Origin of the sequence: Niveispirillum sp. KHB5.9 (genome assembly GCF_048066115.1) — a bacterium.
GTDB lineage: Bacteria > Pseudomonadota > Alphaproteobacteria > Azospirillales > Azospirillaceae > Niveispirillum.
In genome coordinates this window covers 1-12295 of record NZ_JBLTYX010000027.1, presented here as the reverse complement: position 1 = coordinate 12295, position 12295 = coordinate 1, and the positions used below count along the sequence as shown (strand labels likewise).

The following is a 12295-nucleotide window of genomic DNA, read 5'->3' as shown; positions in this document are numbered from 1 at the left end:
ATGGATACGGATGTCCTGAACGCGGTACCGTCCGCGCTGATCGGTACCGTGAGCGTGCTCCTGCTTGTCGGATGCGTGCTTCTGTTCGCCATGCGGCGATGGGAGATGGCGGGCGCCTATCTCGTGTTCGCCATCATCGAACAGCAGTTCGGCCTGGACATGGGCATCCGCCTGCTGAACTACACCGTGTCCCCGATGGATTTCCTGTCCGCCTGCGCGGTCACGGCGGCGGGGTTGCGTCTGCTGGGGCGCGGCCGGGTGGACATCGTGGAGATGCTCTGGCTGCTGGTCTTCCTGAGCCTGCTGGTCGCCTTCGCCCATGGCATCCAGTCCTTCGGCTTCCAGGCGGCGACCATCTCCTACCGCCGGTTCTTCTATGTCTCGGCCGCCATCATCTACATGCTGAGCTTTCCCTGGGAAGAGAACGACATCAACCGCCTGATGGGAATGTGGGTCCTGGCGGCGGTCATTCTGGCCCTGATCACCCTTTCCGGCTGGTTCAACCTGTTCTCCTTGCCCTGGGTCGCAAACCAGCTTGTCATCAACGCCTTCGACAATCAGCGGGTCCTGCCCGCCTCCGCCGCGTTCATCCTGGCCCAGGCCGGGCTGATCGGGCTGGCCGCCTGGTCGCGGCCGGGACAGGGCGGGCCGCCGCGCCTGCTGCCGATCCTCCTCCTGGTGGTCATGGCCCTGCTCTACCACCGGACGGTCTGGGTCGCGGCCTTCGTGGGCATCCTCACCCTCTTCCTCATGCAGCCCCGTGCGACGGCGCGCCTCGGCGTGCCGCTGATGATCGGGGTTCTGCTGACGCTGGCGCTCTGGACGTTCCAGACGGGCCTCGGCGACACGTCCCTGGCGGCATCGATGAAGGCGGCCATATCGGAGCCGTTCACGGAGGACAGCAGCTACAACTGGCGGGTTGAGGGCTGGCAGATCCTGGTATCCCGGGCCTTTTCCGACGGGATCGCCACCATCGTCATGGGGGCGGGTTTCGGCGTGGGCTATGCCCGGCAGATGGGCTGGGCGCTGGTGGAATATTCGCCCCATAATTTCTATCTGGAGATTTTCCTGAATGCCGGCCTGCTGGGGCTGGGCCTCTGGTGCCTGGCCATGCTGGAAACGGGCGTGCGGATGGTCCGGGGCGGCATCCAGGGCGCCGGCCGTCTGGACCGGGCGGGCGCGCTGGCGCTGCTGGCCACCATCGCCGTCTACAACATCCCCTATACCCTGAGCTCCGAGCAGGGCCTGCTGGTCGGCATGCTGGCCGCCATGGTCCGGCCGCGGCCGGGAGGGAGGGCATGACCCGGCGGATCACCGCCGTCCTGGCCTGCCATGACCGCCGGGAGAAGACCCTGGCCTGCCTGGAGACGCTGGCGGCCTGCCTGCCGGCCGCCAGGGCGCGGGATATCGCCGGGATCGGGGTGATCCTGGTCGATGATGGCAGCCGGGACGGCACCGCGGCGGCCGTGGCACGGGCCTTCCCGGATGTACGGGTGCTGACGGGCGACGGCACCCTCTGGTGGGGCGGGGCCATGGCGCTGGGCCTGTCGGCGATCGACGGGGACAGCGACTTCCATCTCTGGCTCAATGATGACGTGGTGCTGGATGCCGATGCGCTGGCCCGGCTGGTCGCGGCGCATGATGATCTGCGGGCGCGGACCGGCAAGGGCGCGGTCGTGGTCGGCGGCACGCGTGAGCCGGGGGACGGCACGGCCAGCTATGGCGGCGGGGTGCGGGGGGGCCTCCACCCGTTCCGCTTCATCCCCGTGACGCCCACGGACCGGCCGGTCCCCTGCGAGGCGATGAACGGCAATATCGTGCTGGTCCCGCGCGACGCCGCGCGGCGGCTGGGCGGCATGGACCCTGCCTTCATCGGGGTGCAGGGCATGGGCGATACCGACTATGCCCTGCGGGCCCGCAGGGCGGATATCCCCGTCATGCTGGCGCCGGGCACGCTGGGGACCTGCGCGCGCGGCCGGCGCGTCCTGCCCTGGCGCGACGGGCGACGGCTTCTGGCCGACAGGCTGCGGGAACTGTGGGGGCCCCGCGGCTACCCGCCACGGGCCTGGTCGCTCTTCGCCCGCCGGCATGGCGGCCTGCTCTGGCCGCTCTGGTTCGCCCTGCCCTATCTGCGCGGGATCGTGGCGGCGCTGCGGCCGGCCCCCGGCCCCCGGCCCCGCCGGATCGCCCTGCTGGAAGGCATTGTCCCCGCCTATCGCCTCCCGGTCCTGCGCGGTCTGGCCCGTTCCGCCGATCCCCTGTTCACGGCCTTCCACGGGGCCGGGATGCCGGGCTACACGGCAACCGCCGTCAATGACCCGCTGCCCGTGGCCGAGGTGCGGACCCGCAACCTTTTCTGGCCCGGCGGGCGCGGGCGGATCGCCTGCACGGCCGGCACCCTGCCGGCCCTCCTCTCGGGGCCGGATGCCATCGTCGCCGGTTTCCATGCCCATGATGCCGGCATCTGGGCCGTATGGCTGCTGCGGCGGCTGACGGGGCGTCCCCGCTTCATCCTGACCGGCCATTTTGTCCTGACACCCGCCGGTGACGGCTTGCGCGGCCTGATGCGCCGCGCCCTGGCACGGGGGGCGGATGCGCTTCTGCCCTATGGTGAACAGGGGGCGGCCGCCTGCCGGGCCATCGGCATCGACCCGGCCCGCCTCTTCATCACCGGCAACAGCGTCGATATCGACCATATCCGGGCCATGCGCGCCGGCCTGTCCGCGACGGCGGTGCGGGCGGCGCGGCAGGAACAGGGGCTGGGGGACGACCCGGTCTTCCTGTTCATCGGCAGGCTCTACCCGTCCAAACGGGTCGACATGGTCATCGACGCGGTGCGCGACCTGCGGCGGGCCGGGCGGCCCTGCCGTCTGCTGATCGTGGGGGACGGGGTGGACATGGCCCGTCTCAAGGCCGCGGCCGGGGACGATCCGGGCATCCGCTTCACCGGCGCCATCTTCGACGAGGCGGCCCTGCTCCCCCTGTTCGCCCTGGCCACGGCTGTGGTGGTGCCGGGATCGATCGGCCTGATCACGGCCCATGCCTTCGCCCATGACGTGCCGGTCGTCTCCTGCCGGGACACGGACGGGCATGGGCCGGAATTCGCCTATCTGGCGGATGGCATCAACGCCCTGCTGGCCGAGGCGGGGGTGGCGGGCAGCCTGACGGCGGCCCTGGACCGGCTGCTGACGGATGCGGACCTGCGGACGCGGCTGCGGGCCGGGGCACGGCGGACGGCGGATGGGCTGGGTATCGACCGCCCCGTCCGGGCCACGCTGGACGCCATCCGCGCCGCCCTGGGCGATGCAATCCCGCCACCTGACTGATATCATGGAGCTATCATGATATCAGGAACGGCACAGACCAGCGGATGATCGGGGATGATGATGGAGACGGTTCTGGTGACCGGTGGGGCCGGCTATATCGGCAGTCACGTCGTCCTGGCCCTGCGCGCGGCCGGGCGCCCGGTGGTGGTGCTGGATGACCTGTCCACGGGCAGCCGCGCCAGCGTGCCGGCGGACGTGCCGCTGGTCGTGGGCGACGCGGGCGACGCGGGCCTGGTCGACAGGGTCCTGCGCGCGCAGGCGGTGGGGACCGTGATGCATTTCGCCGGCTCGGTCATCGTGCCGGAATCCGTCGGCGACCCGTTGAAATATTACCGGAACAACACCCTGGCCAGTCACGCCCTGATCGGGGCCAGCCTGGCGGCCGGGGTGCGGCGCTTCGTCTTTTCCTCCACAGCGGCCGTCTATGGCAATCCGCCCACCCCGATGGTGACGGAGGAGACGCCGACAGCCCCGCTCAGCCCCTATGGCTGGTCGAAACTGATGGTGGAGCGGATGCTGTCCGACCTGTCGGCCGCGCATCCCGATTTCCATCATGTCTGCCTGCGCTACTTCAACGTGGCGGGGGCCGATCCGGCGGGCCGGGCCGGTCAGACGACGGCCGGTGCCACGCATCTGATCAAGGTGGCGTGCGAGGTGGTGCTGGGCCGGCGCGACCGGCTGACCCTTTTCGGGACCGACTATCCCACGCCCGATGGCACCGGCCTGCGCGACTATATCCATGTCAGCGACCTGGCCGACGCCCATCTGCTGGCCTTGGAGCATCTGGAACGGGGCGGCGGCGGCATGGTGCTGAACTGCGGCTATGGCCGGGGCTATTCGGTGCGCGACGTGATCGGCGCCCTGAACCGGATCACCGGCCGGTCCCTGCCGGTGGAAGAGGCCGCGCGGCGGCCCGGCGATCCGGCCGAACTGATCGCCGACAGCACAAGGTTGCGCCGCCTGCTGGGCTGGCGCCCCCGCTTCGACGATCTGGACCTGATCGTGCGCCACGCGCTGGACTGGGAAAGGCGGGGTCCCCGATCGCCCTGATAGGGTATACCCTGGCGGGACATGGCCGCGAGACGGGCGCGGGCGTCTCGAAAGGGTATGTTTTCGACTTCCGGGACGCTATCCTGCCTTGGTCTAGACCCTAACGGGACAAACCCATGGCCTTCTACGGATATGCCCGCGCCTCCACCACCGACCAGGATGTGGCGATCCAGGTGCAGACGCTGACCAGGGCCGGCTGTGCGGTGGTGCGGGCGGAGAAGGCCAGCGGCACCAGCCGCCGGGGCCGGACGGAGCTGGCGCTGCTGCTGGACTTCCTGCGGCCCGGCGACACGCTGATGGTCACCCGGATCGACCGGCTGGCCCGGTCGATCCGGGACCTGCAGGACATCGTGGCCGAACTGCGGGCCAAGGGCGTGGACCTGCGCGCCAGCGAACAGCCCATCGATACCGGCACCGCCGCCGGCAAGGCCTTCCTGGACATGCTGGGCGTGTTCGCGGAATTCGAGACCAACCTGCGCCGTGAACGCCAGATGGAGGGGATCCGGGCGGCCAGGGCCAGGGGCGTCTACAAGGGGCGCAAGCCGCGCATCGATGCCGAAGCGGTGAGGCGACTCAAGGCCGACGGGATGGGGGCCGCCGCCATCGCGCGCCTGCTGGGGATCGGCCGGGCGTCGGTCTACCGGCTGCTGGCCGGCGGCAGCCGGTGATCGGCCTGCTCCAATGGGGCGGCGTGCAGTTCGAAGGCCACGCATATCCGCCGTTCGTCGCAGCCCAGGGGCACGGTCTCATGGCTGAAATGGCTGGGCATCAGGGCGACGAGGCCGGGCGCGGGACAGATCCAGCGTTCCTTCCAGCCGTTGGCCGCATCGAACCCGCGGCCGGCGGCCGGGCCGACGCGCAGCCAGCCGGGCTTGCCCGCCGCATCGGCCACCACGGGCGGCACGGCCACGTAATAGACGCCATTGATCCAGCTGGTGGCGTGCAGATGGGACAGGTGGTGGGTATCCGCACCCGACACCACGCTCCAGGCCCGCAGGCACAGGCCGGGGGGGCGGGAGCGCAGGAACGGGTTGTCCGGATCGTCCGGCAGCCGGTCGATATAATCCAGCGCGGCACGCCACAGCCGGTCGAACATGCGGCGCAGCACGGGGCTTTGCGCCGTTTCCAGATGGTTGCGCCGCCATCCCATGCGGATGGACCGGTCGCCGGGCCGGTCGTACCGGTCCAGCCCGCTGCCCAGCTCCGCGGCCAGCGGTGCCAGGTCGGGATCGTCGGGCCCGTGCAGGGGGGCGACGGACAGGAACCGGTCGGGATCGGTCAGGTCATGGGCGGCTTGGCTGTCGCCGGCCCAGATGGCGGCGGCGGCCAGCAGGTCGAAGCTGCGGGGATTGGCGAAACCGGCATCCACCAGGGCGCGGACCAGGGGATAGAGCCGGTCCCGCGGCCGCGCCCAGGCCAGCAGGTCGATGAAGGCCCCGAACCGCTCCAGATTGGGGTCGATGTCCCGCATGCGGCCGCACAGGTCGGCGGCCGGCCCGGCCCGGCCCTGGAGAAGCAGGAAGGCCGCCTGCCGGGCGAGAGCGTCCAGGTCCGGCGGCGGGGCGGCGGTCACGGCGTATCCGTCCTCACCAGCTTGTGGGACAGCATCCGCGACAGCAGGGCCGCGACATCGGCGCGGATCGTGTCCAGCGGCGCGTCATAGATCGCGTGCAGATCCCGGCACAGATCATCGAAACGGACGGGATTCTCCAGCCGCGCCCAGATGGCGGACCCGATCCTGTCCAGGTTGAAATAGCTGCCGCTTTCGACATCCATCATCACCGTCTCGCCATCGACCTCGGTGGTCAGCGGATCGGGCGAGCGGGTGAAGATCGTATCCGGCGTGAAGGTCATGAAGGCGGCCTGCTTTTCACCATGGCGACAGACGGGTGTTTATGGCAGAGGCAGGTCGGGACTGTAAATGTCATGGATCAAGGATGGCCCGGTGGGGCCGGGGCGGGGAGGGGGCGACATGGCCGGTGAATGCCGGTACCGGATCTACGGGCTGACCCTGTCCAGCCCGCGCCCGCTGCCCTTCCTGTGGCCGGAACCCGACCCGGCCCGTCCCGCGGACGCCGTCCTGCGCTTCGCCCCGGTGGCGATCCCGGTGGAGACCCCGCTGCGCCAGGCGCGGCGTCTGTCCGTCTATGCCGACGGCACGGGCCTGCACCAGGCCGTGAACGGCGCCCGCTTCCTGATCCGGGAGGGGCGGGAGATCACGGTGGACCTGCCGGCGGGCACGAGCGAGGCCGAGCTGCACGCCCTGCTGTGCGGGCCGCCGCTCGGCTGGCTGATGTGCCAGCGCGGGCTGCCGCCGATGCATGCCTGCGTGGTGGCGGTCGGTCCGGTGGCCGTGGCCCTGGCCGGCGACAGCGGGGCCGGCAAATCCACCCTGGCCCGGACCCTGGTCGGGCGCGGCCATGGGCTGGTGACCGACGACCAGGCGGTGATTGATCCCGCCACGGGGCTGGTGCTTCCGGGCTATCCGGCCATGAAGCTGTGGGACGGCACGGCGGCGCTGGCGGGTGACGCGGTGGACCCCGGCCGGCGCGTGCGCGCGGGGCTGGAGAAATACTATATCCCGATGCCCGACGCCTTCCGGCCCGCGCCGCTGCCGCTGGGGCTGGTGCTGGTGCTGTCGAAGGGCGCGGAACGGCGCCTGGAACGGGCGGACCCGCACGAGGCGGCGGCCCTGCTGCTGCGCTGTCTCTACCGGCCGGAATTCAGCCGCGGCCTGGACGAAGGCCGCATCGCCCTGCAATGGGGCGTGACGCTGGCGCGCGCAGTGCCCGTGTTCAGGCTGGAACGCAGCGACGACCTGGCCGACCTGCCCACCCTGGCCGACGCCGTGGAGGCCCTGGCCGACGCCTGAGGGCGCATAAAACAGGCCGGCGCCTGAGGGAACATGCCAGTGGCTGAAAATCTTGACCTATGGTCAAGATTTTCAGCCACTGGCGTAAGCCGCCAGCCGCCGCCAGGGGTCCCGCAGGAAACGGTCGCACAGCGCCCGCATTTCCGGGGTGGCGGCGGCCTGCTTGTCGGCGCGGTCGTCGCTGAAGGGCTGGCGGCCCTTGCGGTTCCAGGCCTGCAGGCCCGTCACCGCCGCCATGGCCGCCGCCTCGGCCGGGCTGGGGGTGATACCCAGGCGCGGCAGCAGCCGGGTCGTGACGGCGCCCGGCAGTTCCGGATAGTCCAGGATCAGCCAGGCGGCGGGGTCCTGCGCCACCATGTCGGCCAGGGCGGTGAAGGCGCGGCCCAGGCAACGGGCGATGAATTCGGCGTCGCTGAGGCCGCGCTGCGCGGCCAGCCCCACCCCGGACAGCAGGGGCGACCAGGCCATGTCGCGCAGCTTCAGCCAGCCCGGCGGGCCGCGCAGGTTCGACACCAGGATTTCCAGCGGGTCGCGGATGATCAGCAGCCGGTGCATGTCCGGATGCAGCCGCGCGAACAGGTCCAGCTCGTGCCAGCTGCGCAGCGACTGCTTCACCACCAAGTGGCGGGCCCCCGGCCGCAGCCGCTGCCCCAGCGAGCGCAGGGTCGCGTCCAGCGCCGGCAGCCGGTCGGCGGCCGGCACCAGTCCCCAGAAGGCGCCGCAGATATCGACCAGCGCCCCGGGCTCGTCCGTCACCTGCAGCGCCTCGATGCAGGACAGCATGCGGGCCACCAGGGTGGAACCGCAGCGCGTCAGGTGCCAGATCGACAGGATCGGCGGCAGCACGGGCCCGGCCGGCACATGGTCGCGGATGGCGGCCGTGCGCAGCAGCGCCGCGGCCGGATCGTCGGCCGGCGGCCGGCCATGCAGGCCGAACAGGAAATCCGCCGGCCCCACGGGGCGCAGCAGGAAGGTGCCGCCCCCGGCCGAGGGCACGGCGCGGACGGGCATCAGCGGCGGGCCGGCCTCAGTCATTGCGGCCTTCCTGCATCAAGATGAACTGCCCCACCCGCAGCGCCTCGCCCAGCCCCTTGCGCAGGCGGTGGGAGGTGGGGAAGCGCCCGGCCTCGTCGGCCGTGGCGGGCCAGGCGTCCAGGATGGCGCGCATATGGCGCGTGTCCAGGATGGAACAGGCCAGGGGCGACCGCTCGATCCGGTCGATCTCGGCCGCCATCCAGTCGCGCCGGCGGCTCATCCAGCCATACCAGTCGGCATGCTGCAGCCCGATGCGGCGTTCATTCAGGATCGTGTCCGGCACGCGGTCGGCCAGGGCCCGACGGGCCAGCAGGCGGTTGACCCCGTCCCGGCGGAACTGCTCGCGCGGCAGCGACAGGCAGAATTCCACCAGGCCCAGGTCGGTATAGGGATCGCGGCGCACCCAGGCCTGGCCCTGCAGGTAATGCGCATACTGGGCGTTGTTATGACGGTGGCGGTCGATGATCTCGATATGCCTGTCCAGGTCGGGGGAACCCGTGCGCAGCGCGGGCCGGTCATGCTCGTCCAGCTGAAGCCGCTGCGCCACCTCCGGTCGGATGCTGCTCCATTCCTGCCACCAGTAATCCCGCTGGCCACGCAGACGGCGCACCAGCCGGCGCGTGGCGGGCGACAGCAAGGGCAGCAATCCCTGGCTCCAGAGCGCGCGGGGACGACCTGTCCAATCGTCCCGGTAAGGCATGAGATTGCGCCAGGCCGCCAGCCACCGCCCGGCCCGCAGCTGGTCGGCGACCACACCGTGACCCATATGGCTCAGCGTGACATCGCCCGCATCCCCGGACAGGACCACCGAAATGCCCTGCTCACGCAACGTGCGCTCCAGGGGCAGTGCCAGCCAGGATATCTGGTAGGGGCGCTTGAACGGCCAGTCGCGGCTTTGCAGTGGCCCCCCTGCAAATTCCATGGCCAGATCAGGCTGCCAGGCATCGGCCACATGCGCGGTCACAAGGGGGTAGCGCTCCCGGAAGGGCTGGAGCCGTTCCCATTCATCGCTGAAATGCCGGGCGTCGGGCTCCAGCAGCGGCACCGTCGGATCGGCGCGGACCGTCAGCGTATGGACGGGCGCGTCATGGCACCGGGCCGCCGTGGCGGCGATGCCGGGTGAATCCAGCCCCGCCGACAGCAGGCACAGGACGGGCTCCCCCTTGGGGCAGCGGGCCGCGACGGCGCGGTCCAGATGCTCGCGCGCCGCCTCCACATATTCCGCGTCCCGGCGCAGGCGCAGGGTGCGGCGCGGCACGGGGGACCAGAAGGGGGCGATGCGCATGGACCCGTCCTGCCATTCCAGATACTGGCCCGGCAGCAGGCGCCTGATATGGCGCCAGGGGGTGCGGTCGCCGATCCGGTTCTCCATCTTGGCCAGCCGCAGGGCCAGCGCGTCGGTGTCGGGCTCGGGATCGACCTCGGGAAAGGCCAGCAGCCAGCTGGGCCGGCTGGCCACCAGGATCCCGTCCGGCGTGCGCGCATGATAGAGGCTGTCCCAGCCCATGGGGCAGGCGGCCAGCAGCAGCGAGCGGTCATGCGGCGACCAGCGCGCCAGCGCGTAATCGCCGTTGAGCCGGGCGAGCCCCTCCGGTCCCCAGCGGTCGATGACGGCATCGGCCAGCAGCGCGGGGGAAAGGGACGGGTCCAGCCCCAGGGCGGATGCCAGTTCGGGAAGATTGTAGAGCGCCCCGCCGAGCAGGGTCACCGTCCCGGAGGGACCGGGCGGCAGGGGGCGGGGGGCGGGCCGCCGCAACCGGGGGGAGGGGGGGCTGGGACCCAGGCGGACAAGGGTGCAATCCCCGTCCTGATGGAGAGTGTCGGCTTGCAGCCCCGACGGGCAGCGGTGGGCAAGGTGGCGCGCGGCCAGGCCCGTTCCCGCCAGGAACATGGGGGTGCCGGGTCAGGAATGCGTGTTCAGGCCGCCATCGTCGCTGTTGTTGCTGGGACCCAGCGTCAGACGGGCGGTGTCATAGACGCCCAGAACCGGTGCGGTCCAGGCAAGACGCTTCTCGTCCTGGCCGGCGGCGGCGTGATCCAGGGTCCCGGCCGTCTTGGGGGCGTTCATGTCCATGTCCTGCTACGTGTCATCTCGGGCATCGGGGCGGCAGGGAAACAGGCGTCCGCCACTCTCCCAATGGTTGAGACCATAATGCAGACCGCCGCCCCTGACAAGGGCAGCGTCCTTACCCCCCGGATGGGGCGGACGGGGGGAACGGAATCGGGGACGGGGTTGTGGCCCGGTCACACGGCACCGCCATCGGTCTGCACAAGCTGTTCATACGCCGTTCAAGAACGGGTGATCGGCGGCGGCACATCGAATGCTCTATTATGACGCTTTGAAGAAAAACAACCTTAAATAATCATGCCGCTTGCATGTCCGGGTGGACATATGACTTCTTTCTAGCGATCTTCCTGGGGCGGACCATGCGTGTTCGTCGCAAGGTTGATTGTCAGGCTATGCCTAATAGGGAGGCAACCGTGTCCGACTTCTTCATCGGTGAAATCCGTCTCTTCCCATTCCAGACCGTCCCCAACGGCTGGACGCTCTGCAACGGCCAGGCGCTGCAGATCCAGCAGAACGCGGCGCTGTATTCCCTGATCGGGATCCAGTTCGGCGGCGACGGCAAGACCACCTTCAACCTGCCCAACCTCAATGGCCGGGCCATCGCCGGCCTGAACGGCACGGCACTGGGCATGCCGGCGCAGGTCGGCAATACGGCGGGCGCCGAAACGGTGACCCTGACCGTCGCCCAGATACCGGCCCATACCCATACGGTCGCGGCCGCCAACCAGCAGGCGCCCACGACGAACCAGGCGGCGAACCCGACGAACAGCTTCTTCGCCGCGACGTCCATTCCGACGCAGGTGCCGAACCCGCCCACCGCACCGCCGGCCATGTACGGCCCCGCGGTGGCGCCCATGACGGCCCTGAACACGACCATCGTCGGCAATGCCGGCGGCAGCGGCGGGCATGAGAACCGGCAGCCGTTCCTCGCGCTCAGCTATTGCATCGCCACCAGCGGGCTTTATCCGGCCCGCAACTGACCGCCCGGCCAAGGAGACATGTCATGAGCGATTTTTACGTTGGCGAGATCCGACTGTTCGCCGGCAACTACGTCCCTGCCGGGTGGCAGGAGTGCGACGGGACCGTGCTGTCGATCAACTCCTACCAGGCCCTGTATTCCCTGCTCGGCACCCGCTATGGCGGGAACGGCACGACGAACTTCGCGGTGCCGGACCTGCGGGGCCGCCTGCCCATCGGCTACGGGACCAATGGCGGCGCCGGGATCTCCTCCTACACCCTGGGCCAGAGCGGCGGCGTCACCACCGTGACCCTGACCGAGGCGCAAATCCCGCTGCACACCCATCCGGAGGTGGCGACGACGAACCAGGCCACCAGCACGTCACCCATCGGCAACATCCTGGCCGATCCCGACGACGCCTACAATCTCTACACTCCCTACAACACCACCAACAACACGCCCTCCATGGCGGCGACGGTCATCCAGTCGACCGGCGGCGGACAGGCGCACACCAACATCATGCCGTCGATGGTGATGCGCTACATCATCGCGCTGAACGGCACCTATCCGATGGCGACGTGAGCAAGGGAGGCATAAATGGCTGACGCATTCATTGGTGAAATCCGGGCCTTCCCCTACACATATGTGCCGGCCGGCTGGCTGGCGTGCGACGGCTCGCTGCACAACATCCAGCAGTACCAGGCGCTGTACGCCATCGTCGGCGCCATGTATGGCGGCGACGCCAAGACCACCTTCGCCACGCCCAACCTGTACGGCCGGGCAGTCATGGGCTACTCGAACACGGCCACCCCCGCCGCCGGCGGTCCCTATGCCGTGGCCGCGACCCTGGGCCAGGCCGTGGTGAGCCTGACCACGTCGCAGATCCCGCCCCATACCCACGGCATGGAGTCACAGCTCTCCTCGGTGCGTGTGACGACGCCCGGTTCGACCGCCGTGCCCTCCAACCCGCAATACCAGCCGCCGGG

13 protein-coding genes are annotated in these 12295 nt (G+C 70.1%); 8 read left to right on the top strand and 5 right to left on the bottom strand.

Annotated features, from left to right (window positions below):
- The 4 genes from ACM9HJ_RS27620 to ACM9HJ_RS27605 all read left to right on the top strand — a co-directional run bounded on the left by ACM9HJ_RS27620 (window position 1) and on the right by ACM9HJ_RS27605 (window position 5044).
- Window positions 1–1302, top strand: a complete 1302-nt coding sequence (locus ACM9HJ_RS27620; protein ID WP_416575018.1) for an O-antigen ligase family protein — start codon at window positions 1–3, stop codon at window positions 1300–1302.
- Entirely contained in the window at window positions 1299–3326 is a 2028-nt protein-coding gene (locus ACM9HJ_RS27615; protein WP_416575017.1) for a glycosyltransferase, read from the top strand. The genes ACM9HJ_RS27620 and ACM9HJ_RS27615 overlap by 4 nt, the downstream gene beginning before the upstream one ends.
- Before the next feature lie 54 nt (window positions 3327–3380).
- The gene (gene galE, locus ACM9HJ_RS27610) at window positions 3381–4376 is read left to right on the top strand and encodes a UDP-glucose 4-epimerase GalE (RefSeq protein ID WP_416575016.1); all 996 of its coding nucleotides are present in this window, start codon (window positions 3381–3383) and stop codon (window positions 4374–4376) included.
- Window positions 4377–4492: 116 nt separating this feature from the next.
- Complete coding sequence (locus tag ACM9HJ_RS27605) at window positions 4493–5044, top strand: recombinase family protein (protein ID WP_416575015.1); 552 nt, start codon at window positions 4493–4495, stop codon at window positions 5042–5044.
- Here the strand turns inward: ACM9HJ_RS27605 and ACM9HJ_RS27600 are convergent.
- Both ACM9HJ_RS27600 and ACM9HJ_RS27595 read right to left on the bottom strand, forming a co-directional pair.
- A complete protein-coding gene (locus ACM9HJ_RS27600; RefSeq protein WP_416575014.1) occupies window positions 5014–5949 on the bottom strand; it encodes a putative 2OG-Fe(II) oxygenase in 936 nt (311 codons plus the stop codon). The two genes, ACM9HJ_RS27605 and ACM9HJ_RS27600, sit on opposite strands and share 31 nt — an antisense overlap.
- A complete protein-coding gene (locus ACM9HJ_RS27595; protein WP_416575013.1) occupies window positions 5946–6230 on the bottom strand; it encodes a PqqD family peptide modification chaperone in 285 nt (94 codons plus the stop codon). The genes ACM9HJ_RS27600 and ACM9HJ_RS27595 overlap by 4 nt, the downstream gene beginning before the upstream one ends.
- A 67-nt stretch (window positions 6231–6297) precedes the next feature.
- On the opposite strand from ACM9HJ_RS27595, the gene ACM9HJ_RS27590 reads away from it, so the two are divergent.
- Complete coding sequence (locus ACM9HJ_RS27590) at window positions 6298–7248, top strand: serine kinase (RefSeq protein ID WP_416575012.1); 951 nt, start codon at window positions 6298–6300, stop codon at window positions 7246–7248.
- A gap of 72 nt (window positions 7249–7320) precedes the next feature.
- Here the strand turns inward: ACM9HJ_RS27590 and ACM9HJ_RS27585 are convergent, their stop codons facing one another.
- Genes ACM9HJ_RS27585 through ACM9HJ_RS27575 form a run of 3 tightly spaced genes read right to left on the bottom strand, consistent with a single transcriptional unit; the run spans window position 7321 to window position 10351 of the window.
- Window positions 7321–8283: a hypothetical protein gene (locus ACM9HJ_RS27585; RefSeq protein ID WP_416575011.1), complete on the bottom strand. Its 963-nt coding sequence runs from the start codon at window positions 8281–8283 to the stop codon at window positions 7321–7323.
- Window positions 8276–10174 carry an asparagine synthase-related protein gene (locus ACM9HJ_RS27580; RefSeq protein ID WP_416575010.1) on the bottom strand — a complete coding sequence of 633 codons (1899 nt, stop codon included), beginning with the start codon at window positions 10172–10174 and terminating at the stop codon, window positions 8276–8278. Before ACM9HJ_RS27580 ends, ACM9HJ_RS27585 begins: the two co-directional genes overlap by 8 nt.
- 12 nt (window positions 10175–10186) lie before the next feature.
- On the bottom strand, window positions 10187–10351 hold the full coding sequence (locus ACM9HJ_RS27575; RefSeq protein ID WP_416575009.1) for a hypothetical protein: 165 nt from the start codon (window positions 10349–10351) through the stop codon (window positions 10187–10189).
- Window positions 10352–10764: 413 nt separating this feature from the next.
- On the opposite strand from ACM9HJ_RS27575, the gene ACM9HJ_RS27570 reads away from it, so the two are divergent.
- The 3 genes from ACM9HJ_RS27570 to ACM9HJ_RS27560 form a co-directional block, all read left to right on the top strand.
- On the top strand, window positions 10765–11331 hold the full coding sequence (locus ACM9HJ_RS27570; protein ID WP_416575008.1) for a phage tail protein: 567 nt from the start codon (window positions 10765–10767) through the stop codon (window positions 11329–11331).
- Window positions 11332–11354: 23 nt separating this feature from the next.
- Complete coding sequence (locus ACM9HJ_RS27565) at window positions 11355–11891, top strand: phage tail protein (protein ID WP_416575007.1); 537 nt, start codon at window positions 11355–11357, stop codon at window positions 11889–11891.
- 15 nt (window positions 11892–11906) lie between these two features.
- Window positions 11907–12295 (top strand): phage tail protein (locus tag ACM9HJ_RS27560; protein WP_416575006.1); only part of this gene is annotated, 389 nt, incomplete at its 3' end.

Coding starts and splice junctions, on each gene's coding strand:
- ACM9HJ_RS27620 (WP_416575018.1), top strand. CDS start 1: ATGGATACGGATGTCCTGAACGCGGTACCGTCCGCGCTGATCGGTACC.
- ACM9HJ_RS27615 (WP_416575017.1), top strand. CDS start 1,299: ATGACCCGGCGGATCACCGCCGTCCTGGCCTGCCATGACCGCCGGGAG.
- galE (WP_416575016.1), top strand. CDS start 3,381: ATGATGATGGAGACGGTTCTGGTGACCGGTGGGGCCGGCTATATCGGC.
- ACM9HJ_RS27605 (WP_416575015.1), top strand. CDS start 4,493: ATGGCCTTCTACGGATATGCCCGCGCCTCCACCACCGACCAGGATGTG.
- ACM9HJ_RS27595 (WP_416575013.1), bottom strand. CDS start 6,230: ATGACCTTCACGCCGGATACGATCTTCACCCGCTCGCCCGATCCGCTG.
- ACM9HJ_RS27590 (WP_416575012.1), top strand. CDS start 6,298: ATGTCATGGATCAAGGATGGCCCGGTGGGGCCGGGGCGGGGAGGGGGC.
- ACM9HJ_RS27585 (WP_416575011.1), bottom strand. CDS start 8,283: ATGACTGAGGCCGGCCCGCCGCTGATGCCCGTCCGCGCCGTGCCCTCG.
- ACM9HJ_RS27580 (WP_416575010.1), bottom strand. CDS start 10,174: ATGTTCCTGGCGGGAACGGGCCTGGCCGCGCGCCACCTTGCCCACCGC.
- ACM9HJ_RS27575 (WP_416575009.1), bottom strand. CDS start 10,351: ATGAACGCCCCCAAGACGGCCGGGACCCTGGATCACGCCGCCGCCGGC.
- ACM9HJ_RS27565 (WP_416575007.1), top strand. CDS start 11,355: ATGAGCGATTTTTACGTTGGCGAGATCCGACTGTTCGCCGGCAACTAC.